Raw genomic sequence first — 22824 nt, forward strand, 5'->3', positions numbered from 1 at the left:
ATCGTCATGGCCAAACCTGGATTTCGCCTCGCGCTGTTTGCCACCCTGCTGGCACTGGTTGTGGTGCTGCTCGGTGCCTACACCCGCCTGACCCACGCCGGCCTCGGCTGCCCGGACTGGCCGGGCTGCTACGGGTTTATCAGCGTGCCGAAAAGCGAGGCGCAACTGGCCCATGCCGAACTGCATTTCCCTGATGCGCCGGTGGAGGCGCACAAGGGCTGGAACGAGATGATCCACCGCTACTTCGCCGGCACCCTCGGTTTGCTCATTTCAGTGCTGGCCGGGCGCGCGTGGGTCAATCGTCGCGATCCGGGGCAACCGGTAAAGTTGCCGCTGTTTCTGCTGGCAGTCGTCATCGCCCAGGCGGCGTTCGGCATGTGGACGGTGACGCTCAAGCTCTGGCCGCAAGTGGTCACCGGGCATTTGCTCGGCGGTTTCGCCACGTTGAGTCTGCTGTTTCTGCTGACGCTGAGGTTGTCCGGCGTGCTGCCGGCGCTGACCGTGCCCAAGCGCCTGCAATATTGGGCGACGGCGGGTCTGTTGCTGGTGATCGGTCAGATCGCGTTGGGCGGCTGGGTCAGCTCCAATTACGCAGCGGTGGCGTGCATCGACTTCCCCACCTGCCATGGCCAATGGCTGCCGCCGGCGGATTTCGCCAACGGTTTTCACCTGACCCAGCACATCGGTCCGAATTATCTCGGCGGCCAACTGGACAGCGACGCGCGCACGGCGATTCACCTGACCCACCGCATCGGCGCTCTGCTGGTGACGGTCGTGCTGCTCGGTCTGGCCTGGCAATTGAAGATGGTCGGCATGACGCGCCTGGCCGGGCTGGTGCTGATCGCCCTCGCCGCGCAGATCACCCTCGGCATCAGCAACGTGCTGTTCCATCTGCCGCTGCCGGTGGCCGTCGCCCATAACGCCGGCGGTGCGGCGCTGTTGCTGACTCTGGTGCTGGTCAATTATCACGCGCGCACCAGCCTGTTGCGGGTGACCCAACCGGTACTCGCGCGCTGGCGCTTCAGTGCGCACAAACCCGCCGTCGCGCCCATCGCATTGAAAGGAGAAACCCCATGGCGAGTCTGATCGGCGAGCGTCCGGCGCAAGCGCTGTGGCGCGATTATCTGGAGCTGACCAAACCGAAAGTCGTGGTGCTGATGCTGATCACTTCACTGGTCGGCATGTTCCTCGCCACCCGCGCCGGGGTGCCGTGGACGGTGCTGGTGTTCGGCAATCTGGGGATTGCCCTGTGCGCAGGCGGCGCGGCGGCGGTCAATCACGTGGTCGATCGGCGTATCGATGCGGTGATGGCGCGCACGCATAAACGGCCATTGGCCGAAGGCCGGGTTTCGCCTGCGGCGGCGCTGAGCTTCGCCCTGGTGCTAGCGTTGCTCGGACAGGCGCTGCTGCTGACCTTCACCAATCAGCTGACCGCGTGGCTGACCCTCGCCTCGCTGCTCGGTTACGCGGTGGTCTACACCGGTTTTCTCAAACGTGCGACGCCGCAGAACATCGTCATCGGCGGCCTCGCTGGCGCAGCCCCGCCGCTGCTGGGCTGGACCGCTGCCACCGGCCATGTCAGCGCCGAGCCGCTGTTGCTGGTGCTGATCATCTTCGCCTGGACCCCGCCGCATTTCTGGGCGCTGGCGATTCATCGCAAGGAAGAATATGCCAAGGCGGATATTCCGATGCTGCCGGTCACTCACGGCGAGCACTACACCAAAGTGCACATTCTGCTGTACACCTTTGCGCTGCTGGCGGTGAGTCTGCTGCCCTACGTGATTCACATGAGCGGCGTGCTCTATCTGGTCTGCGCGCTGGCCCTGGGCGCGAGGTTTCTGCAATGGGCCGTGGTGCTGTACCGTGGCAGTCGGCCGCACGCGGCGATCAACACCTTCAAGTACTCTATCTGGTACTTGTTCCTGTTGTTCATCGCCCTGCTCGTAGACCACTACTTACTGTTGAACCTATGACCCGAACCCAGAAAACCGTCTTCATCCTCGTCGCCGTGATCGCGTTGATCCTCGGACTTACCGTCAACAAGGTGCTGAGCGGCAAAGGCCAGGGCGACCCCACGGCACTGATCGACGCCGGGATCATCCTGCTGCCGCAGAGCCGCAACCTGCCGGACGTGACCATGACCGATCAGGACGGCAAACCGGTTGCGATCGATGAGCTGAAAGGCAAGTGGAGCCTGTTGTTCTTCGGCTACACCTTCTGCCCGGACATCTGCCCGACCACGCTGGCACAACTGCGACAGATCAAGAGTGAATTGCCGAAAGACGCTGTGGACAAGTTGCAGATCGTGCTGGTCAGCGTTGACCCCAACCGCGATACGCCGAAACAGTTGAAGCAGTATCTGGGCTACTTCGACCCGCAGTTCATTGGCTTGACGCCGACGTCGATCGAGGAGCTGCAGAAGGTCGCGAATGCGGTGAGCATTCCGTTCATTCCGGCCGATACCAGCAAGCCGAATTACACCGTCGACCACAGCGGCAATCTGGCAGTGATCGGCCCGGACGGCACGCAGCGCGGGTTTATTCGGGCGCCGTTGAACAACGCCAAACTGGTTGCGCAACTGCCGGGGATGCTTAAGCGCAAGTGACAGCTTAAAAGCCAAGAGGCCCTCACCCTAGCCCTCTCCCGGAGGGAGAGGGGACTGATTGGGGGATGGTGAAGAAATACGCCAACCTGTAAGTCCTGTGCCGAATCCATAATCGATTCGATCTTTCAGATCGATGCATGACGCAAGACACCTCGGTCGGCCCCCTCTCCCTCGGGAGAGGGGCCGCTTCACAGCAGGTCAAAAGCCAACCGACAGACACAAAAAGGGGACGCTCATGGCGTCCCCTTTTTCATTGCAGCAACCGGAATCAGAACGCCGGCAATACCGCGCCTTTGTACTTCTCGGTAATGAACTGCTTCACTTCCGGGCTGTGCAGGGCTGCAGCCAGTTTCTTCATCGCGTCGCTGTCCTTGTTGTCCGGGCGGGACACGAGGATGTTTACGTACGGCGAGTCGTTGCCTTCGATCACCAGCGCATCCTTGGACGGGTCGAGCTTGGCTTCCAGCGCATAGTTGGTGTTGATCAGTGCCAGATCGACCTGGGTCAGCACACGCGGAATGGTTGCGGCTTCCAGTTCACGGAATTTCAGGTCTTTCGGGTTCGTCGCGATGTCCTTGAGGGTCGACAGGATATTGGTCGGGTCCTTCAGGGTGATCACGCCCGCCTTGGCCAGCAGCATCAGTGCACGGCCGCCGTTGGTGGCGTCGTTCGGGATTACCACGTTCGCACCGCTAGGCAGCTCTTCGATTTTTTTAAGCTTGCTCGAGTACGCACCCAGCGGTTCCAGGTGCACGCCGGTCACAGCGACCAGATCAGTGCCCTTGGCCTTGTTGAACTCATCAAGGTACGGCTGGTGCTGGAAGAAGTTGGCGTCGAGGCGCTTTTCCGCAACCTGTACGTTCGGCTGAATGTAGTCGGTGAAGACCTTGACCTTAAGATCCACGCCTTCTTTGGCCAGGGCCGGCTTCACGAACTCAAGGATTTCCGCGTGCGGCACCGGGGTGGCGGCGACGGTCAGGGTTTCGGCGTGGGCCGAGAACGCAGCAACGGCAGCGAAAGCAGCGATCAGTTTTTTCATTCAGCTAACTCCTGTTCAGGGCGCCCGCCATCTTGGCCAGCGCCTCTCTAGATGATCGAAACCAGTTATTTGCGCGAGAAATGCACGACCAGACGGTCGCCGACCATTTGCAGCACCTGCACCAGAATCAACAGCAGCACCACGGTGACGATCATCACGTCGGTCTGGAAACGCTGGTAGCCGAAACGGATCGCCAGGTCACCCAGACCACCAGCGCCAACCACACCGGCCATCGCCGTGTAGGACACCAGTGTAATCGCTGTCACCGTAATCGCTGCGAAGATGCCTGGACGGGCTTCCGGCAGCAAGGCGTTCATGATGATCTGCCGGGTGGTCGCGCCCATCGACTGGGTCGCTTCGATGATGCCGCGATCGACTTCGCGCAGCGCGGTTTCCACCAGACGCGCGAAGAACGGCGTGGCGCCGACCACCAGCGGCGGGATCGCCCCGGCCACACCCAGCGAGGTGCCGGTGATCAGCACGGTGAACGGGATCATCACGATCAGCAGAATAATGAACGGCAGCGAACGCAAAATGTTCACCACCAGCGACAGCACGGCGTAGAGGCCACGGTTCTCCAGCAACTGACGCGGGCTGCAGAGAAACAGCAGCACGCCCAGCGGCAGGCCGAGCAGCACGGTGAACAGCAGCGAACCGCCGAGCATCAGCATGGTGTCGCCAGTCGCCAGCCAGATTTCGTACCAGTCGATATTGGCGAAGAAACTCATCAGATCAGCCATTAGCGCAACACCTCCATGTGAACGTCAGCGGCGGTGAAGCGGGCAAACGCCGCCTCCATGTCGCCACCGGTGACAGCGAGGGTCAGTTGCCCGTACGGAATGTCTTTGATGCGGTCGATGCGACCGGCAAGGATGCTGTAGTCAACGCCGGTTTCCCGGGCGACAGTGCCGAGCAACGGCGCGTAGGTCGCTTCGCCCTGGAAGGTCAGGCGCACGATGCGCCCAGGTACATGGGCGAAATCATCGCGCTGTTCGCTCTCGTCGATCTGCTCGCTTTCCTGGACGAAACGCTTGGTGGTCGGGTGCTGCGGATGCAGGAACACATCGGCTACCGGACCCTGCTCGACGATCACGCCAGCGTCCATCACCGCGACCTGGTCGCAGACGCGACGGATCACGTCCATCTCGTGGGTGATCAGGACGATGGTCAGTTTCAGTTCGCGGTTGATTTCCGCCAGCAGCTGCAGGACCGACGCGGTGGTCTGCGGGTCGAGAGCGCTGGTGGCCTCGTCGCACAGCAGGATCTTCGGTTTGGTCGCCAGCGCACGGGCGATGCCGACGCGCTGTTTCTGGCCGCCGGACAATTGCGCCGGGTACTTCTTCGCGTGGTCGGACAGACCGACCCGCGCCAGCAACTCGGCGACGCGTTGGTTGATTTCACTGCTCGACAGCTCACCGGCCAGGGTCAGCGGCAAGGCAACGTTGTCGGCGACTGTCTTGGAGGCGAGCAGGTTGAAGTGCTGGAAGATCATCCCGACCTGCTGGCGGAAACGGCGCAGGCCGTTGGCGTCCAGTGCAGTGACTTCTTCGCCGTCGACGATGATCTTGCCGCCACTGGAGTCTTCCAGGCGATTGATCAGACGCAGCAGGGTACTTTTGCCCGCACCGGAATGGCCAATCAGGCCGAACACCTGGCCGTTCTCGATGGCGAGACTGGTCGGGTGCAGCGCGGGAATATCCTTACCGGCGACGCGGTAAGTCTTGTGGACGTTTTGAAACTCGATCACGTAGCGAACCTTGTGGGGCGCGTTGGAAAAGGATCAGCGGTTAGCCGGGCGCGCATTTTAGCCTGTCCGTATAGAGGTTCTTAGCATTTATTTCGCAATTATCCTTCGATTTGGCAATAACGCGATCAAAGGTCAGATAAACGGAACGGCTGAAACGCTCATCAGTCACTACTTAAGCGACTTGAAACCCTGGGTGCCGTGCCCGGGAATCACTCAAGGGTCTGCGGAAGGCATCCGGGGCCAAACGAGGAGTTTACGTCTGATGAGCATCAAAAAGCCTGCACCCGATAAAAGCGAAATGGCCGGGACCGATACCCCGGATCGCGCCAACACCAACGCCAAGCTCGACAGCCTGGAAGAGTTCCGTTCAGACGCCACCGGTCAGGCCCTGCGCACCAACCAGGGTGTGAAGATCGCGGATAACCAGAACACCCTCAAAGCCGGGCCACGCGGGCCTTCGCTGCTGGAAGACTTCATCATGCGTGAAAAGATCACGCACTTTGACCATGAGCGGATTCCGGAGCGCATCGTCCACGCACGCGGTACCGGCGCCCACGGTTTCTTTCAGACCTACGAGAACCATGCAGCGCTGACCAAGGCTGGTTTCCTACAGGATCCGGGCAAGAAGACGCCAGTGTTCGTGCGCTTTTCCACGGTGCAGGGACCACGCGGTTCCGGCGACACCGTGCGTGACGTGCGTGGCTTTGCGGTGAAGTTCTTTACCGACGAGGGCAACTTCGACCTGGTCGGCAACAACATGCCAGTGTTCTTCATTCAGGACGCGATCAAGTTTCCTGATTTCGTGCACGCGGTGAAACCCGAGCCGCACAACGAAATCCCCACCGGCGGCTCGGCTCACGACACGTTCTGGGACTTCGTTTCGCTGGTGCCGGAATCTGCGCACATGGTGATCTGGGCGATGTCCGACCGGGCCATCCCGAAAAGCCTGCGCAGCATGCAGGGTTTCGGCGTGCACACCTTCCGCCTGATCAATGCCGAGGGTAAGTCGCGCTTCGTCAAATTCCACTGGCGCCCAACCGCCGGCACCTGTTCGCTGGTGTGGGACGAGGCGCAGAAGCTCGCCGGGAAAGATACCGACTACCACCGTCGCGACCTGTGGGAAGCGATCGAGATGGGTGACTACCCGGAATGGGAACTGGGCGTGCAGATCGTCGAAGAAGAGAACGAACACGACTTCGACTTCGACATCCTTGACCCGACCAAGATCATTCCCGAAGAAATCGTGCCGATCACCCCGCTGGGCAAAATGACCCTGAATCGCAACCCGGACAACTTCTTCGCGGAAACCGAACAGGTCGCCTTCTGCCCAGGTCACATCGTGCCGGGTATCGACTTCTCCAATGACCCGCTGCTGCAAGGTCGGCTGTTTTCCTACACCGACACGCAGATCAGCCGGCTCGGCGGGCCGAACTTCCATGAGCTGCCGATCAACCGTCCGGTCGCGCCGTTCCATAACGGCCAGCGCGACGCGCAACATCGCACCACCATCGACAAGGGCCGCGCTTCCTACGAGCCGAACTCGATCGACGGCGGCTGGCCGAAAGAGACCCCGCCGGCGGCACAGGACGGTGGTTTCGAGAGCTATCCAGAGCGCATCGACGCCGCGAAGATCCGTCAGCGTAGTGAGTCGTTCAGCGATCACTTCTCTCAGGCGCGCCTGTTCTTCAACAGCATGAGCGACCATGAGAAAGAGCACATCATCGCCGCGTACAGCTTCGAGCTGGGCAAGGTCGAGCGTGAGTTCATCCGTGCCCGTGAAGTGAACGAGATCCTCGCCAATATCGACCTGACCCTGGCCAAACGCGTGGCGGAGAACCTCGGTTTGCCGGCGCCAGCCAAAGGCACGGTCGAAGTGCGCAAGACCTCGCTTGAGCAGTCGCCAGCGCTGAGCCAGGCCAACCTGCTGCCGGGCAATATCAAGACGCGCAAAGTGGCGATCCTTGCTGCCAACGGTGTTGACGCTGCGGCCATCGATGCGATGAAGAAAGCACTTGAAGCCGAAGGCGCCCACGCGAAACTACTTGGCCCGACCTCGGCGCCAGTGAAGACCACTGACGGCAAGGCATTGCCGGTGGATGCGTCGATGGAAGGCATGCCTTCAATTGCGTTCGATGCGGTGTTCGTACCGGGTGGCGCAGCGTCGATTACCGCGTTGAGCGGTGACGGTGTGGCGCTGCATTACCTGCTCGAAGCGTACAAGCACCTGAAGGCGATCGCACTGCACGGCGAGGCCAAGCAATTGCAGGACTTGTTGAAGCTGGATGCGGATGCGGGGTTGTTGCAGGGCGCTGATGTTGGCGCGTTGACCAAGCCGTTCTTCGCCGCGATTGGCGAGCATCGAGTCTGGGCGCGGGAGCCTAAGGCCAAGGCGATTCCAGCGTAAAAGCAAAAGATCGCAGCCTTCGGCAGCTCCTACAGGATGTACTCGATCCCATGTAGGAGCTGCCGGAGGCTGCGATCTTTTTAGGGTTTACGCGGGCTCAACACCATCTGCGCCGGCACCGTGCGCAAGATCTGCTTCTCGATCTGCAAATCAAAGTCAGGATCGAGCTTCTTGACTCGCTTGGTCAGCAAGGTCGCCAGCCACGGATAATCCGCAGTGCGTGGGGCCTGGATGCTGACGGCGCACTCATAATTCACCACATCGGCGGCAATCGCATCGAGTTGGCGTTGCAGCTTGTGAATATCACCAATGTTCAGCGCAACCGTGGTGCTCTCGGCAGTGGGGTCGATGACCTTGGCTTTCGGCCGGGCCTCGGCAGCCAGCAGCGCGGCTTCAGCCTTTTCCAGCTCGGCCTTGCGCGCTTCAGTGATCGCGCCGTTGACACCGCCAGTCAGCGCGGGCGCCTTGGGCATCAAGGCGCGGGCACGGCTCAATGCAGTGGCCGCAGCGTTGACATCACCTTTCTGCAGGACGATCTGGCTGCGGCGCAGGTACGCCTCCGCCAACTGCCGCTGATACTGCTCGAGGGATTGATCGTTAGGGGTTTCGGCCTGCAACGCGGCCAACTGGTCTTCGGCTGTGGCCAGTTCGCTGCTGGCCAGGCTTTGCTCCAGCTGTGCGATGGCCGTAGCCCGCGCATCCGGGACTTCAGCCACCGGCGGCGTGCTTTGGCAGGCGCCCAGCAGCACTGAAAATGCGACAAGGAGCAGATAACGGGAGGCGAACGGCTTCATTCCTGCGACTCTCTAATTGCGCAAAAAGCGGCCAAGTCTACACCCCACGACGGGGCAGAACAAAACTCAACAGAAACAGCGCGGCCGCCGTCACCACGATCGACGGCCCCGCCGGGGTGTCCTTGAACCATGACAACGCCAGCCCGCCGCACACCGCGAGCATGCCCAGCAGGCTCGCGCCCAGGGCCATCTGCTCCGGCGAACGGGCGTGACGCTGTGCCGCAGCGGCCGGAATGATCAGCAGCGAAGTGATCAACAATACCCCGACGATTTTCATCGCCACTGCGATCACCACCGCGATCAACAACATCAGTGCCAAGCGCAGACCGGCCACCGGCAGGCCCTCGACCCGCGCCAGTTCTTCGTGCACGGTGACCGCCAGCAGCGGCCGCCACAGCGTCACCAGCAACACCAGCACCGCCGCGGTGCCGCCGAGGATCCACGCCAGGTCGCTCGGACTGATCGCCAGCAGATCGCCAAACAGATAAGCCATCAGGTCGATCCGTACTTCATGCATGAAGCTTAGTACCACCAGGCCGAGAGAGAGCGTGCTCGGCGCAAGAATTCCCAACAGCGTGTCAGACGCCAGTGGCTGGCGCTGTTGCAGGGTCACCAGCAGCACCGCCAGCAGCAGGCACCCGACCGTCACCGCTACAGTCGGGCTGACATCCAGCAGAAAGCCCAGTGCCACGCCGAGCAGCGCGGCGTGGGACAGGGTGTCGCCGAAATAGGCCATGCGCCGCCACACCACAAACGAGCCGAGCGGTCCGGCTACCAGCGCCAACGCCAGACCTGCAAGCAGGGCATACAAGAGAAAATCAGCCATGCTTGCAGCCGTCTCCATGAACATGAGGTTGCCCGCCCAGCGGGCCTTTGACCACCGAACCGTGCAGGTCGTGGGCGTGGTCGTGATGGTGGTGATAGATCGCCAGACTCGGCGCATTCTTGCCGAACAGCTCGACGAATGCCGGATCACCGCTGACCTGCTCGGGATGCCCGGAGCAGCAGACGTGGCGGTTGAGGCAGACCACCTGATCGGTGGTGCTCATCACCAGATGCAAATCGTGGGACACCATCAGCACGCCGCAACCGTGGCGGTCGCGCAGACGGGTGATCAGGCTGTACAGCTCGGCCTGCCCAGCCACGTCGACGCCCTGCACCGGTTCGTCGAGCACCAGCAGCTCAGGCTCACGCAGCAGGGCCCGAGCCAGCAGCACGCGCTGCATTTCGCCGCCGGAAACACTCTGCACCGGGCTGTCGATCACGTGTTCGGCGCCGACTTCCTTCAATGCCGCCAAGGCACGCGGGCGATCCACACCGGGTACCAGGCGCAGAAAGCGCAGGACTGACAGCGGCAGCGTCGGATCGACGTGCAGCTTCTGCGGCATGTAGCCAACGCGCAGTTTCGGCTTGCGCCAGACGCTGCCGCTGTTCGGTTTCAACAGCCCGAGCACGGCGCGCACCAGCGTGGTCTTGCCGGCACCGTTGGGGCCGATCAGGGTGACGATCTGTCCCGGCTCGACGCTCAGCTCGATGTTGTCCAGCACGGTCTGCCCGGCAAATGTCACGGCGACCTGCTCCAGACGGATCAGCGCATTGCTCATCAGGCCCCCTGGCAACCGGCGCACAGGCCGACCACTTCGACCGTCTGCGCTTCGACGATGAAGCCGACGTCTTTGGCGCTGCTGATAATTGCGTCGCTGATCACTTTTTGCTCAAGTTCGATAGCGGCGTGACAGTCGCGGCAGATCAGGAACTGACCCTGATGCGCATGCTCGGGATGCACGCAGCCGACGAAGGCGTTGAGCGACGAGATGCGATGAACCAGGCCGTTTTCCAGGAGGAAATCCAGCGCGCGGTACACGGTCGGCGGCGCGGCCCGACGGCCGTCCTGCTCGCTGAGCACGGCGAGGATGTCGTAGGCACCCAGTGGCTTGTGGCTCTGCCAGACCAATTCCAGCACGCGGCGGCGCAGAGCGGTCAGACGCAAACCTTTTTGCGCGCACAAGGTATCGGCCTCGGACAAAGCGCTGTGCACGCAATGGGAGTGGTCGTGGGGACGGCTGGCAATCGGTGTAATAGGCATGAGCGGCGACGAGATTTGCTGGAGACGTTATTATGTTACCCGTTCTCGCTTCCTTGAGTGGTCATCGTGTCCCGACTTTTTTCTGTTTTTGTGGCCTTTGTTGCCGTTTTTCTGCTGACCGGTAAGGCTCAGGCCGAGGTCAAAGTGCTCACCAGCATCAAACCGTTGCAGTTGATTGCCGCTGCCGTGCAGGACGGCGTGGCGATTCCCGAGGTGCTGTTGCCACCGGGTGCCTCGCCGCACAATTACGCCCTGCGCCCATCCGACGTACGGAAGGTGCAGTCGGTCGATCTGCTTTACTGGATCGGCCCGGACATGGAAGGCTTCCTGCCGCGGGTGCTCAGCGGTCGCAGCCTGCCGAGTGTCGCGGTGCAGGATCTGCCGGGGCTGAAATTGCGCCATTTCGGCGCAGACAACCATTCCCACGCCGAACAGGCCGATGAGCATGACCACGACCATCGCCCCGGCTCGCTGGACGCGCACTTATGGCTGTCACCGGTCAACGCCCGGGTGATCGCCGAGAAAATGGCCGCCGATCTCAGCGCCGCCGACCCGGCCAATGCCCAGCGTTATCAGAGCAACGCCAAAGCCTTCGATGAACGTCTGGGTGCGCTGGATCAGCGCTTGAAGAAGCGTCTGGCCAATGTCGAAGGCAAGCCGTACTTCGTCTTTCACGAGGCGTTTGATTATTTCGAAGACGCTTACGGCTTGAAGCACGCCGGGGTGTTCGCCGTCGCGGCTGAAGTGCAGCCCGGCGCTCAGCATGTGGCGGCGATGCGCAAGCGCTTGCAGGAGGTGGGCAAGACTTGCGTATTCAGCGAGCCACCGTTGCGTCCGCGTCTGGCGGAAACGCTGGTGGCTGGCCTGCCGGTGAAGCTGGCGGAACTGGATGCGTTGGGCGGGTACACCCCGGCGACGGCTCAGGGTTATGAGCAGGTGCTGGAAAAACTCGGCAATGATCTCGCCGGATGCCTGGAATCGCTTTAGGGCTGATTCGGCTTCGCCTCAATCGCGAGCAGGCTCACTCCTACATTTGGAATGCATTCCCTTGTAGGAGTGAGCCTGCTCGCGAAGCTTTTAAAGGGCGAAAGGCAACGGTGTGCTGACCTTCTGCCGCTGTGCCAGTCGCTGCTCGAACTCCCGCGGATCGTGAATCAACACGTCCTGCCCGGCGAACTGCTCGGCGGCGATCAAGCGTGACAGCCAGAACCGCACACAAGCCACGCGCAGCATCGTCGGCCACAGTTCAGCTTCCGCCGCCGTGAATGGGCGCAGCGCGGCGTAGGCACCGAGAAACGCTCGGGCCCGCGGGCCATCGATCACACCCGCTTCATCCGAGCACCAGTCGTTCAACGCGATTGCCACGTCGTACAGCATCGGCCCCGAGCAGGCATTGTAGAAGTCGATCAACCCGGTCAGGTGCGTGCCTTCGAACATCGCGTTGTCGCGGAACAGATCGGCGTGGATGTTTGCCCGCGGCAGCGCGAGAATTCTGTCCTTCTGCGCGGTGATTTCGTCCAGCGCCTTTTGCAGCAAGGCCTGCGGCTCTTCGCTCAAGTGGGACAACAACTCGCCGCCCTCCTCCAGCATCCAGTCCAGACCGCGATCGGTCTTGCGCTTGATCATGCGCTCGCCCTGGGTCGCCAGGTGCAGATGTGCCTGCAATTCGCCGACCTGGGCGCAATGCTGGGCATTGGCGACCTTGATGTGCTTGCCCGACAGGCGCGGTTGCAGCAGCGCTGGCTTGCCTTTGAGTTCACGCAACGCCACGCCGTCGCCGGTGCGCAGGGCATACGGCACCGGCAGGTCGGCTTCGTGCAGCACGTCGAGCAGGTCGATGAAGAACGGCATCTCCTGCACCGGACCGCGCTCGACCAGGGTCAGGACGAATTCGCCCTGCTCCAGGCTGATAAAGAAGTTGGTGTTTTCGCTGCCGGCGGCGATCCCCTGGAAATCAAGCAGGCGGCCAAGCCCGTATGGGGCGAGAAAGGTTTCCAGCTCGGGCCGAGCCAGGGGAGTGAACACAGACATGTCTTAACTGCCAGTACGGGCGCCGCAACGGCGGCGCCGGGTGAATTAAAAACCTACTTCCATTCGAAGATCTTCCATGACGGGATCAGCATATCCGGCTGATCCGAGCGGATGAAATTGGCATCCGTCCCGTCGGCGCGCACCAGAAAATACGGCGGCGCGCCCTTCGGCGTGACTTTGATCGCATACAGGAAACCGTTCTGGCGGTACTCCTGAATGGTCTTGTCGCCCTCCGTGCGGATGGTGACGTCGGGGTCGGCGCCAGGCGCATCATCCGCCGCCATCGCGGCCAGTGGTGAGACAGCGATCAACCCGACCAGCAGCAAGCGATTTAACGTACGCATGATAACCTTGTCCCTTTGTCGTCAACGGTCCCGCTATTCTAGCCCCGGACCCGCCGAAAAGGTTGATCCTGCTCATGAGCCAAGCCCCCCTCGTCCTGGTGGACGGTTCGTCTTACCTGTACCGCGCCTTTCATGCACTGCCACCACTGACCACGTCCAAAGGCCTGCCGACCGGTGCGGTCAAAGGCGTGCTGAACATGCTCAAGAGTCTGCGCAAGCAGTACCCGGACAGCCCGTTCGCCGTGGTGTTCGACGCCAAGGGCGGGACATTTCGCGATGAGATGTACGCCGAATACAAGGCCAACCGCCCGAGCATGCCCGATGACATGCGCGTGCAGATCGAGCCGCTGCACCAGAGCGTGATCGCCCTCGGCTTCCCGCTGCTGTGCGTGGACGGCGTCGAGGCCGACGACGTGATCGGCACCCTGGCGCGCAGCAGCGCGGCGGCGGACCGCCCGGTGATCATCTCCACCGGTGACAAGGACATGGCGCAATTGGTCGACGGCCACATTACCTTGGTCAATACCATGTCCGGTAGTTCGATGGATGTGGAGGGCGTCAAAGAGAAATTTGGCGTCGCACCGGAGCAGATCATCGATTATCTGGCGCTGATGGGCGATTCCTCCGACAACATTCCGGGCGTGCCGGGCATCGGCCCGAAGACGGCGTCCGGCCTGCTGGTCGGCGTCAACGGCGGTCTGACCGAGCTGTACGCCAACCTCGACATCGTGCCGACCCTGCCGATTCGTGGGGCGAAAACCCTGGTGGCCAAGCTCGAAGAGCACAAGGAGATGGCTTTCCTCTCCTATCAACTGGCAACCATCAAGATCGATGTGCCGCTGGATATCGGCCTCGATGATCTGCAGATGGGTCAGGAAGACCCGGCCAGACTCTACGAGCTCTACACCCTGCTGGAATTCAAGAGCTGGCTCAACGACCTCGATCGCGATGCCAAACGCCTGGAACTGAGTGCGGCTGCCGAACCTGCGCCCGTGCATGATCTGTTCAGTGCTCCACAAGCCGAGGCAGCCACTGCCCCTGCCGAAGCCGCGTACGAAACCATCCTCGATCAGGCCCGCTTTGACGTCTGGCTGGAAAAACTGCGCAACGCCAAGCTGATCGCTTTCGACAGCGAAACCACCGGCATCGACGCGCAGCGGGCACAACTGGTCGGTCTGTCGTTCGCCGTACAGGCCAACGAAGCCGCCTACATTCCGCTGACCCACTCCTACATCGGCGTACCGGAGCAACTGGATCGCGACACCGTGCTGCGCGCACTCAAGCCGATCCTGGAAGACCCGAACAAGCTCAAGGTCGGCCAGCACGCCAAGTTCGACATGAATATTCTGGCCAACTGCGCCATCGGCGGCGACCAGAACGAAGGCATCAGCGTGCGCGGCATCGCCTTCGACACCATGCTTGAGTCGTACGTGCTCAACTCCACCGCGACCCGTCACGATATGGACAGCCTCGCGCAGAAGTACCTCGACCACACCACGGTGAGCTTTCAGGACATCGCCGGCAAAGGTGCCAAGCAACTGACCTTCGACCAGATCGCCCTGGAACAGGCCGGTCCCTACGCCGCCGAAGATGCCGACATCACCCTGCGTCTGCACCAGGCTCTGTTCGAGAAGCTAAGCGCGATTCCGAGCCTGGCCAGCGTGCTGACCGACATCGAGATTCCGCTGGTGCCTGTGCTGGCGCGCATCGAGCGCCAGGGCGCGTTCGTCGATGCCGAGCTGCTCGGGATCCAGAGCATCGAGCTGGGCAACAAAATGGTCGCGCTCGAGCGAGAGGCCTTCGAGATTGCCGGGGAAGAATTCAACCTTGGCTCGCCCAAGCAACTGGGGGTGATCCTCTATGAAAAGCTTGGCCTGCCGGTGCTGAAGAAAACTGCCAAAGGCCAGCCGTCCACCGCTGAAGAAGTGCTGGCGAAACTCGCCGAAGACGATCACCGCTTGCCGAAAGTGCTGATGGAGCACCGTTCGATGAGCAAGCTGAAAAGCACTTACACCGATCGCCTGCCCGAGCAGATCAACCCGCGCACCGGACGCATTCATACCTCGTATCATCAGGCGGTGGCCTCGACCGGTCGCTTGTCCTCCAGTGATCCGAACCTGCAGAACATCCCGGTGCGCACCGCCGAAGGCCGGCGCATTCGTCAGGCGTTCGTCGCGCCGAAGGGCTACAAACTGCTGGCGGCGGACTACTCGCAAATCGAGTTGCGGATCATGGCGCACCTGTCCCGCGACGAAGGCCTGATGAACGCCTTCCGCAACAACCTCGACGTGCACACCGCGACCGCCGCCGAGGTGTTCAAGGTCGAGCTTGAGCAAGTGACCTCGGACCAGCGCCGCAGCGCCAAGGCGATCAACTTCGGTCTGATCTATGGCATGGGCGCGCAGAAGCTCGGCAAGGACATCGGCGTCGACACCAAGACGGCCAAGGCCTACATCGATACGTACTTCGCCCGTTATCCAGGCGTTCGCGAGTACATGGAGCGCACCCGCGCACAGGCGGCCGATCAGGGCTACGTCGAAACGTTCTTCGGTCGTCGCCTGTACCTGCCGGAGATCAACTCGAACAAGCCGCAGGAACGCGCCGCCGCAGAACGCACGGCGATCAACGCGCCGATGCAGGGCACGGCGGCGGACATCATCAAGAAAGCCATGGTCGCCGTGGACAACTGGCTGGCGACGTCGGGGCTGGATGCCCGGGTCATCCTGCAAGTGCACGATGAACTGGTGCTGGAGGTTCGCGAGGATCTGGTCGAGCAGGTCAGCACCGAGATTCGCCTGCACATGAGCGAAGCGGCGAAACTGGACGTGCCGCTGCTGGTGGAAGTCGGCGTCGGCAACAATTGGGATGAGGCGCACTGAGCAGGGTGCAGCGTGGCCGCGACACGGCGTCGCGGCAAGCCCGCGAAACCGGCTTAGACCGATAAATGCTTGAGGCTATTCCAAAGCTTTTTGAAAAAAATCTGAACTAATCTGCCGGTGGAACACTCAGAGGTACTGAATGGCTGGTGAAGCCCTTCGATGCTCCTATGTTGTGTTAAGTGTTGGCAGATATCTGAACCCCGCCCTAGCGGTTCGGAACTTAGACCCCGGAATTCTCCCTCCCCACTGAATCCCGGGGCTTTTTTTGCCCAAAAATCGGCTGTGGCACGCTCAGACTGCGTTGGAAGCGCAGCTCGAAATGCTCATTCAGGCCCCCAAAGTCGGACGCGACCCCGGCCGTTCGAGCTGCACTTCCGCCTTGCCTGAGCGCACCACAGCCAATTTTCCATACCTCGGATTATTCAGCGGCCTCGGTGTTTTTGTCTGCCAGTTCCATCCAGTCGGCCAGAACGGTGTAAGCCTCTTCCAGGCCCATGCGTTTTGGCGCGGAGAACAGTTGGATGGTGATCGAGTCGCCCCAGCCTTTGCGGATTTCCGACTGTACTTTCAGCAGGGTGTTCTTGGCTGCGCCGTAGGTGAGCTTGTCGGCCTTGGTCAGCAGGATGTGCATCGGCATGCCGGCGGCGACGGCCCAATCGAGCATCAGCAGGTCGAAGTCGGTCATCGGATGGCGGATGTCCATCATCAGAATCAGACCTTTCAAACTCTCCCGACCGCCGAGGTAAGCCTCGAGGTGGCGCTGCCAGTGTTGCTTGAGCGGGATCGGTACTTTTGCATAACCGTAGCCCGGCAGGTCGACCAGACGGCGATCATCGTCTAGCTTGAAGAAGTTCAACAGCTGTGTGCGACCCGGAGTTTTCGAGGTGCGCGCCAGGCTGGCGTGGGTCAGGGTGTTCAGCGCGCTGGATTTGCCAGCGTTGGAACGACCGGCAAACGCCACTTCGAAGCCTTCGTCGTCAGGGCATTGATCGACTTTGGCGGCACTGAGCATGAATGTGGACTGTTGGCACAGGCCGAGGATGGGATTCTTGAGTTGCATGGGATTTCCGATGTGGGCGGCGCCGGGAATGGGCGCGGAACGCGGTGTCGCTTCCGTTTCAGTGACGCCAGTATATAATGCCGCAGATTTTGTGTGTGCTTTGTCCCAGCGAAGGATGAAGTTCACGAGAGCGCCAGACTTTGATTGCGCATTAGAACGCAGAACGCTCTCAACCCTGAAAAGGTCGTTTTATGACGAAATGGCTGCTGGCTGCCGGAGTCTTGGTGCCGCTTTACAGCGCACAGGCTACACAGGATCCGGAAGCTGTGTACAACCGTGTTTGTGGTGCCTGTCATTCCGGCCAACTACCCATGGCGCCCGCAAGAGGCGATCAGGAAGCTTGGACGCCGAGGTTGGCGAAAGGTATGGGGACGCTGGTGCAACACGTGACCCAGGGTTTCAAGGCGATGCCGCCGCGTGGTTTGTGCATGGACTGCAGTGCCGAGGATTACCAGGCCATCATCCTGTGGATGAGCGAGAGTAAGCCCGGTCCATAACTTAACCCTTAGCCGTAGTTGGATTAGCTGATGAACAAATTGATCGTGAGTCTGCTGTTGACCGTGGGAATTTCAGGCGTCGCCCATGCTGCCGGCGATGCCGCAGCAGGCCAGGCCAAAGCCGCCGTGTGCGGGGCCTGCCATGGCCCGGACGGCAACAGCATGGCGCCGAACTTTCCGAAACTGGCAGGTCAGGGTGAACGCTACCTCGACAAGCAATTGCGCGACATCAAGTCGGGCAAACGCGTGGTTCTGGAAATGACCGGGCTGCTGACCAACCTGAATGATCAGGATCTGGCCGATATCTCCGCATACTTCGCCAGCCAGAAAGGCAGCGTCGGCGCCGCCGATCCGAAGATCGTCGCGCGCGGTGAAGCGCTGTTCCGTGGCGGCAACCTGGAAAAAGGCCTGCCAGCCTGCACCGGTTGCCACTCGCCGAATGGCGCCGGCAACGCCGCCGCAGGCTTCCCGCATCTGGGTGGCCAGCACGCTCAATACATCGCCAAGCAACTGACCGATTTCCGCAAGGAAGTCGACGGTCGTGCCAATGACGGTGATGCCATGACCATGCGCACCATCGCGCGCAAGCTGAGCGACGAAGACATCGCTGCGGTTTCCAGCTACATACAGGGCCTGCACTGAGGCCCTTGTTCGAGTGTTGAGCGAGGCGCGCAACGCCTGCCACGTTAACGCTCGATTAATCCTTCGCAGCAAGTATAAAAAGGGTGGCTTTGGCCGCCCTTTTTTGTGGCCGCTGCCGTTACACTACAGCACTCATGCCCGCCAGGATCTGTGTCGAAACAGGTCGAGCGAGGCGACCCAAATTGTCCAGGAGTAAAGCATGCGTAATCTGATCATCAGCGCCGCCCTCGTCGCTGCCAGCCTGTTCGGCTTCACCGCCCAGGCCGCTGAAGCCCCTGCCGCCCCTTATGTCGAACTGGCCAACCCGGTCCCGGTTGCAGTGCCTGGCAAGATCGAAGTGGTCGAGCTGTTCTGGTACGGCTGCCCGCATTGCTACGCCTTTGAACCCGTCATCAACCCGTGGGTTGAAAAACTGCCGTCCGACGTCAACTTCGTGCGCATTCCGGCGATGTTCGGCGGACCGTGGGACGCTCACGGCCAGATGTTCCTGACCCTCGAAGCGATGGGTGTCGAGCACCAGGTTCACGCTGCGGTCTTCAACGCCATTCAGAAAGAACACAAGAAGCTCACCGACAAGAACGACATGGCTGACTTCCTCGCCACTCAAGGCGTGGACAAGGACAAGTTCCTCGCCACCTTCGACTCGTTCGCGATCAAAGGTCAGATCAACAAGGCCAAAGAGCTGGCCAAGAAGTACGAAATCACCGGCGTGCCAACCATGATCGTCAACGGTAAATACCGCTTCGACATCGGCTCTGCCGGCGGTGCCGAGCAAGCGCTGAAACTGGCTGACGATCTGGTCGCCAAAGAGCGAGCGGCTAACAAGGCTGCTGCCAACTAAGCGCGGCATTCGCCATGCGCCGCTGGAAGTCCGAACGCATCGTTGGCCTGCATGATCCGCAGGTCAACGAGCATCACCTGGCGTCTACGGGCCTGCCCGCAGACCAGCGTCTGCGCTTGCTCAGTTTCAACATTCAGGTCGGCATCAGCACCGAGCGCTATCGGCATTACCTGACCCGCAGCTGGCAGCATCTGCTGCCGCACACCGGGCGTTCCGGCAATCTGCAGAAGATCGGTGACCTGCTCGGCGACTTCGATCTGGTCGCACTGCAGGAAGCCGATGGCGGCAGCCTGCGTTCGGGCTACGTCAATCAGGTCGAACACCTGGCCCATCTCGGCGCCTTCCCCTACTGGTATCAACAACTCAATCGCAACCTCGGCCGGCTGGCCCAGCACAGCAATGGTGTGCTCAGTCGCCTGAAGCCGTGGGCGATCGAGGATCACCCGCTGCCCGGTCCAAAAGGTCGCGGCGCAATCCTGCTGCGCTTCGGCGAAGGTCCGGAAGCGCTGGTGGTGGTGATGATGCATCTGGCCCTTGGCGCGCGGACGCGCAGCCTGCAACTGGCCTACATTCGTGATTTGATCAGCGGCTACAAGCATCAGGTGCTGATGGGTGACATGAACACCCACGCCAGCGACCTGCTCGAACACTCGCCGTTACGCGATCTCGGCCTGCTGGCCCCGCAGGTGGAAGCGACCTTCCCCAGCTGGCGCCCACAGCGTTGCCTTGATCATATTCTGCTCAGCCCGACCCTGACCCTGGAAAAGGTCGAGGTGCTGGCCCAGCCCATTTCCGATCACCTGCCGGTCGCGGTGGAAATTCGTCTGCCGGGTTCGCTCACGGCCGACGCATTGCCCGCGTTGAGCCCTGCCCCTCGCGGAACCTGTGAATGAGCGACGACGCCCAGCGCTGGAAAGAGAAGTACCTCAAGAGCATCGAACAGCAGGACAAGCTCGAACGCCGCTGGGCCGCGCGACTCGACCTGCTGCGGCGCGGGCTGGTGCGCAGCACGCTGGCGGCCGAAGGCACCGACAAGGCTGTCGATCAGTGCATGAAGGAAATGCGCGAAGTGGTGCGCACCGATGACATGGACGCCGGGCTCGCCGCCCTGCTGCCGCGCCTGGAAAAAGCCGTGCTCGATTCCGAGCAACGCCGCGAAACCCGCATCGATCAGGTCAGTACCGCGCTGACCGCACTAGTCACCCAGTTGCAGGCCCTCCCTTTGCCGCGAGAAGTCGCGCAACCGCTGAAGAAATTTGCCAAACAACTGGACGGCCGCGTCGGTCAGGCGCGGGAAATGCCCCTGCTGCTGAGCGAGCTCAGTGGCTTGCAGGGCAAGGCCTTGAGTCAGCTAGAGACGCCTGCCGAACCGGGCCGGCCGGGGTTGTTGCAGCGTCTGTTTGGCAGTCGCGAGAGTGAGGAAACCACCGCACCCGCGGCAGACATTCCAGCACCACCCGTGCCGCAGCCGGTCGAAGCTCAGCAACCCGAACCGCAACCCACGCAAACGGCAGCGGTCACAGACCCTGAACCGGCGATTGAGGCTCCCGCCGCGACCGTCGAGACGCCTGTGCAGGTCGCGCCCGAACCGGAAGTCGTCGCGTTCGCGACGCCTGTTGTCACTGTTGAAGCCGAACCAGCGCAGATTGAGCCAGGCGCATCCGCGGCGCCAGGCGCCTCGGCGCAATCGCCCACCACCGAGGCAGTCAATCCCGACGAACTGAGCCACCCCGGCGATCCGTCCGCGTTGATTCTCGACAGCCTGCCTTTGCCCGAGCCGATCGCCCAGGCCCTGGCCGCCATCGACCCGGATCAGCCGGAACACGACATCCTCTTCGCCTTGCCGGACTCGCCGGAGCCGTCCTACAGCTCCGTGGCCAGGCATATCGAAGACACACTGATCGGCCTGCTCGACGACCTGACCCTGCCCGAGCGTCATCGGCCCCAAGCCGAAGCCATGCGCGAACGGCTGAAGCACGGCTTGAACTGGTACGAATTGCTGCCGATCCTCGACGATCTCGCAACCTTGATGCTGGCAATTACCGACAGCGGTCAACATGAGTTCGAAGCCTATCTGCAACAGCTCAACGAACGCCTCGAAGCGTTTCAGAGCAACCTGCAAGCGGCCAGCGACGGGCATGCCGACAACAGCTCGGCGGCGCGGGCCATGGATTCGCAGATCCGTGAACAGGTCGACGGCTTGCAGAGCAGCGTCCAGCAAGCAGCCGACCTCGATGACCTCAAGCATGTGCTGGAGAATCATCTGGAAGGCCTGCTCGGCACCATGGATCAGCACCAGAAACAGCGCGACGCCCGCGAGCAGGAAGTCGCCGCAAGACTGAAGAGCCTGTCGGAGCGCGTGGCGCACATGGAACAGGAAGCTCTGGGTTTCCGCGAACATCTCGAGGAGCAGCGGCAGAAAGCCCTGATCGACCCGCTGACCGGCCTGCCCAACCGCGCGGCGTGGAGTGAACGCCTCGAGCATGAAATCCAGCAGTGGCAGCAACACGGCAATACCTTGAGTCTGGCCATGCTCGACCTCGATCACTTCAAGCGCATCAACGACAGCTACGGCCACCTGGCCGGCGATAAAGTGCTGAAGATCATCGCCACGGTGCTGCGCAAACGCCTGCGCGGCTCGGATTTCATTGCTCGCTTCGGCGGTGAAGAGTTCGTGCTGTTACTGCCGGCAACGCCGCCAGCGGCAGGCGCGAAGCTGCTGGAAACCCTGCGTGCGGCGATTGAGGCCTGCCCGTTTCACTTCAAGGGCGAGCGGGTGACCATAACGATCTCCATGGGGCTGGCTTGTTTCAGGGTGGGCGAACACAGCGATCTGGTGCTGAAAAGAGCCGATCAGGCGCTGTATCGGGCGAAAAACGCCGGACGCAACCGCGTGGAGCTGGGCTGAGGCAATTGTTCCATTTTGTTTAAATCCGCCCGCTGGCGGACTCTGGCCAGATCCGTACGTTACACTGTTGCATTATTGTCTTTTGCGTATCGTCCTTTGCCATGAAATTCTTTGCCCTGTTTGCCTCGCTGCTCGTCCTCGCTGGTTGCGCCAGCGGCCCGCGCTACGACACCAGCCATCCTTCGACCAATTACGACAGCCGCATCCAGTTCGTCGTGGTGCATTACACCTCGGCATCGCTGGAGCGTTCGCTGCAGTTGCTGACCCATGGCGAGGTCAGCAGCCATTACCTGATCGGCGATGACAAGGGCGCCACGATCTATAAGTTGATGGACGAAAACCAGCGCGCCTGGCACGCCGGCGAAAGTCAGTGGCAGGGCCGTACCTGGCTTAACTCCAGCTCCATCGGCATTGAAATCGTCAATCCCGGCTACAAGGACACCCCGACCGGGCGCCTGTGGTACCCGTACAGCGAAGCGCAAATCCAGTCGCTGATCACCCTGCTCAAGGACATCAGCCAACGCAACGGCATCAGTCCCCGGCATATCATCGGTCACAGCGATATAGCGCCTCTGCGCAAGCTCGATCCGGGTCCACTGTTCCCGTGGAAACGTCTCGCGGATGAGGGCTTGGGCCTATGGCCGAACGAACAAGCCGTGGCGCGTCAGCAAGCGGTGTTCAACAGCAGTCCACTGCCGGACATCGGCTGGTTCCAGTCGCAACTCGCCCGGCTGGGCTACGACACCCCGCAGACCGGTGAGCTGGATGTAGCCACCCGCCACGTCCTTGCCGCATTCCAGATGCACTACCGCCCTGCCCGTTTCGACGGCACGCCGGATGCGCAAACGGCAGCACTTCTGCTGGTGCTCAACCAGACAAAATAATGACGCCCGCCCGACGGTCAGGGCGAAATCGCAATCAGCAGCTATAACTCATGGTAATTCTTC

At 61.5% G+C, this 22824-nt stretch carries 22 protein-coding genes; 12 read left to right on the forward strand and 10 right to left on the reverse strand.

Annotated features, from left to right (window positions below):
• Window positions 1–6 precede the first annotated feature (6 nt).
• Genes QRN33_RS06710 through QRN33_RS06720 form a run of 3 tightly spaced genes read left to right on the forward strand, consistent with a single transcriptional unit; the run spans window position 7 to window position 2605 of the window.
• Window positions 7–1086, forward strand: coding sequence for a COX15/CtaA family protein (locus tag QRN33_RS06710; RefSeq protein ID WP_042609008.1), 1080 nt, complete (start codon window positions 7–9; stop codon window positions 1084–1086).
• The gene (cyoE, locus tag QRN33_RS06715; RefSeq protein ID WP_285407672.1) at window positions 1074–1973 is read left to right on the forward strand and encodes a heme o synthase; all 900 of its coding nucleotides are present in this window, start codon (window positions 1074–1076) and stop codon (window positions 1971–1973) included. The genes QRN33_RS06710 and cyoE overlap by 13 nt, the downstream gene beginning before the upstream one ends.
• Entirely contained in the window at window positions 1970–2605 is a 636-nt protein-coding gene (locus QRN33_RS06720) for an SCO family protein (protein ID WP_285407674.1), read from the forward strand. The genes cyoE and QRN33_RS06720 overlap by 4 nt, the downstream gene beginning before the upstream one ends.
• A gap of 268 nt (window positions 2606–2873) precedes the next feature.
• Here QRN33_RS06720 and QRN33_RS06725 read toward each other — a convergent pair whose 3' ends face one another.
• The 3 genes from QRN33_RS06725 to QRN33_RS06735 all read right to left on the reverse strand — a co-directional run bounded on the left by QRN33_RS06725 (window position 2874) and on the right by QRN33_RS06735 (window position 5391).
• Window positions 2874–3644: a MetQ/NlpA family ABC transporter substrate-binding protein gene (locus QRN33_RS06725; RefSeq protein ID WP_042609011.1), complete on the reverse strand. Its 771-nt coding sequence runs from the start codon at window positions 3642–3644 to the stop codon at window positions 2874–2876.
• Window positions 3645–3709: 65 nt separating this feature from the next.
• A complete protein-coding gene (locus QRN33_RS06730) occupies window positions 3710–4384 on the reverse strand; it encodes a methionine ABC transporter permease (protein WP_016772337.1) in 675 nt (224 codons plus the stop codon).
• Window positions 4384–5391, reverse strand: a complete 1008-nt coding sequence (locus QRN33_RS06735; RefSeq protein ID WP_016772338.1) for a methionine ABC transporter ATP-binding protein — start codon at window positions 5389–5391, stop codon at window positions 4384–4386. Before QRN33_RS06735 ends, QRN33_RS06730 begins: the two co-directional genes overlap by 1 nt.
• 262 nt (window positions 5392–5653) lie before the next feature.
• Here QRN33_RS06735 and katE point away from each other — a divergent pair, with 262 nt between their 5' ends.
• Entirely contained in the window at window positions 5654–7795 is a 2142-nt protein-coding gene (gene katE / locus QRN33_RS06740) for a catalase HPII (protein ID WP_285407678.1), read from the forward strand.
• An 80-nt stretch (window positions 7796–7875) separates the two neighbouring features.
• Here katE and QRN33_RS06745 read toward each other — a convergent pair whose 3' ends face one another.
• The 4 genes from QRN33_RS06745 to QRN33_RS06760 are packed head-to-tail and all read right to left on the reverse strand — an operon-like array spanning window position 7876 to window position 10675.
• Window positions 7876–8589: a PA5502 family lipoprotein gene (locus QRN33_RS06745; protein ID WP_042608299.1), complete on the reverse strand. Its 714-nt coding sequence runs from the start codon at window positions 8587–8589 to the stop codon at window positions 7876–7878.
• Between the two features lie 37 nt (window positions 8590–8626).
• Window positions 8627–9415, reverse strand: a complete 789-nt coding sequence (gene znuB / locus QRN33_RS06750) for a zinc ABC transporter permease subunit ZnuB (protein WP_016772340.1) — start codon at window positions 9413–9415, stop codon at window positions 8627–8629.
• Window positions 9408–10193: a zinc ABC transporter ATP-binding protein ZnuC gene (znuC, locus tag QRN33_RS06755; RefSeq protein WP_101159662.1), complete on the reverse strand. Its 786-nt coding sequence runs from the start codon at window positions 10191–10193 to the stop codon at window positions 9408–9410. Before znuC ends, znuB begins: the two co-directional genes overlap by 8 nt.
• Window positions 10193–10675, reverse strand: coding sequence for a Fur family transcriptional regulator (locus QRN33_RS06760; protein ID WP_042608298.1), 483 nt, complete (start codon window positions 10673–10675; stop codon window positions 10193–10195). Before QRN33_RS06760 ends, znuC begins: the two co-directional genes overlap by 1 nt.
• 66 nt (window positions 10676–10741) lie before the next feature.
• Here QRN33_RS06760 and QRN33_RS06765 point away from each other — a divergent pair, with 66 nt between their 5' ends.
• On the forward strand, window positions 10742–11662 hold the full coding sequence (locus QRN33_RS06765) for a zinc ABC transporter substrate-binding protein (RefSeq protein ID WP_285407684.1): 921 nt from the start codon (window positions 10742–10744) through the stop codon (window positions 11660–11662).
• Window positions 11663–11752: 90 nt separating this feature from the next.
• Here QRN33_RS06765 and QRN33_RS06770 read toward each other — a convergent pair whose 3' ends face one another.
• Both QRN33_RS06770 and QRN33_RS06775 read right to left on the reverse strand, forming a co-directional pair.
• A complete protein-coding gene (locus tag QRN33_RS06770; protein WP_285407686.1) occupies window positions 11753–12706 on the reverse strand; it encodes a homoserine kinase in 954 nt (317 codons plus the stop codon).
• A 53-nt stretch (window positions 12707–12759) separates the two neighbouring features.
• A complete protein-coding gene (locus QRN33_RS06775; RefSeq protein WP_042608295.1) occupies window positions 12760–13050 on the reverse strand; it encodes a DUF2782 domain-containing protein in 291 nt (96 codons plus the stop codon).
• Between the two features lie 74 nt (window positions 13051–13124).
• On the opposite strand from QRN33_RS06775, the gene polA reads away from it, so the two are divergent.
• Window positions 13125–15929: a DNA polymerase I gene (gene polA / locus QRN33_RS06780; RefSeq protein WP_285407689.1), complete on the forward strand. Its 2805-nt coding sequence runs from the start codon at window positions 13125–13127 to the stop codon at window positions 15927–15929.
• A 418-nt stretch (window positions 15930–16347) separates the two neighbouring features.
• On the opposite strand, the gene yihA is transcribed toward polA, so the two are convergent.
• Entirely contained in the window at window positions 16348–16989 is a 642-nt protein-coding gene (gene yihA / locus QRN33_RS06785; protein WP_123417616.1) for a ribosome biogenesis GTP-binding protein YihA/YsxC, read from the reverse strand.
• A gap of 191 nt (window positions 16990–17180) precedes the next feature.
• Between yihA and QRN33_RS06790 the strand changes: the two genes are divergently transcribed.
• The 6 genes from QRN33_RS06790 to QRN33_RS06815 all read left to right on the forward strand — a co-directional run bounded on the left by QRN33_RS06790 (window position 17181) and on the right by QRN33_RS06815 (window position 22761).
• Window positions 17181–17486, forward strand: coding sequence for a c-type cytochrome (locus QRN33_RS06790; RefSeq protein ID WP_039757140.1), 306 nt, complete (start codon window positions 17181–17183; stop codon window positions 17484–17486).
• A 30-nt stretch (window positions 17487–17516) separates the two neighbouring features.
• Window positions 17517–18128 carry a c-type cytochrome gene (locus QRN33_RS06795; RefSeq protein ID WP_285407692.1) on the forward strand — a complete coding sequence of 204 codons (612 nt, stop codon included), beginning with the start codon at window positions 17517–17519 and terminating at the stop codon, window positions 18126–18128.
• Window positions 18129–18327: 199 nt separating this feature from the next.
• Entirely contained in the window at window positions 18328–18969 is a 642-nt protein-coding gene (locus tag QRN33_RS06800; protein WP_042608291.1) for a thiol:disulfide interchange protein DsbA/DsbL, read from the forward strand.
• Window positions 18970–18983: 14 nt separating this feature from the next.
• A complete protein-coding gene (locus QRN33_RS06805) occupies window positions 18984–19862 on the forward strand; it encodes an endonuclease/exonuclease/phosphatase family protein (RefSeq protein ID WP_024014985.1) in 879 nt (292 codons plus the stop codon).
• A complete protein-coding gene (locus tag QRN33_RS06810) occupies window positions 19859–21877 on the forward strand; it encodes a diguanylate cyclase (RefSeq protein ID WP_285407696.1) in 2019 nt (672 codons plus the stop codon). The genes QRN33_RS06805 and QRN33_RS06810 overlap by 4 nt, the downstream gene beginning before the upstream one ends.
• A gap of 101 nt (window positions 21878–21978) precedes the next feature.
• Complete coding sequence (locus QRN33_RS06815) at window positions 21979–22761, forward strand: N-acetylmuramoyl-L-alanine amidase (RefSeq protein ID WP_285407698.1); 783 nt, start codon at window positions 21979–21981, stop codon at window positions 22759–22761.
• Window positions 22762–22824 lie beyond the last annotated feature (63 nt).

It is taken from the genome of Pseudomonas sp. FR229a, assembly GCF_030209115.1.
Taxonomy (GTDB): domain Bacteria; phylum Pseudomonadota; class Gammaproteobacteria; order Pseudomonadales; family Pseudomonadaceae; genus Aquipseudomonas; species Aquipseudomonas moraviensis_A.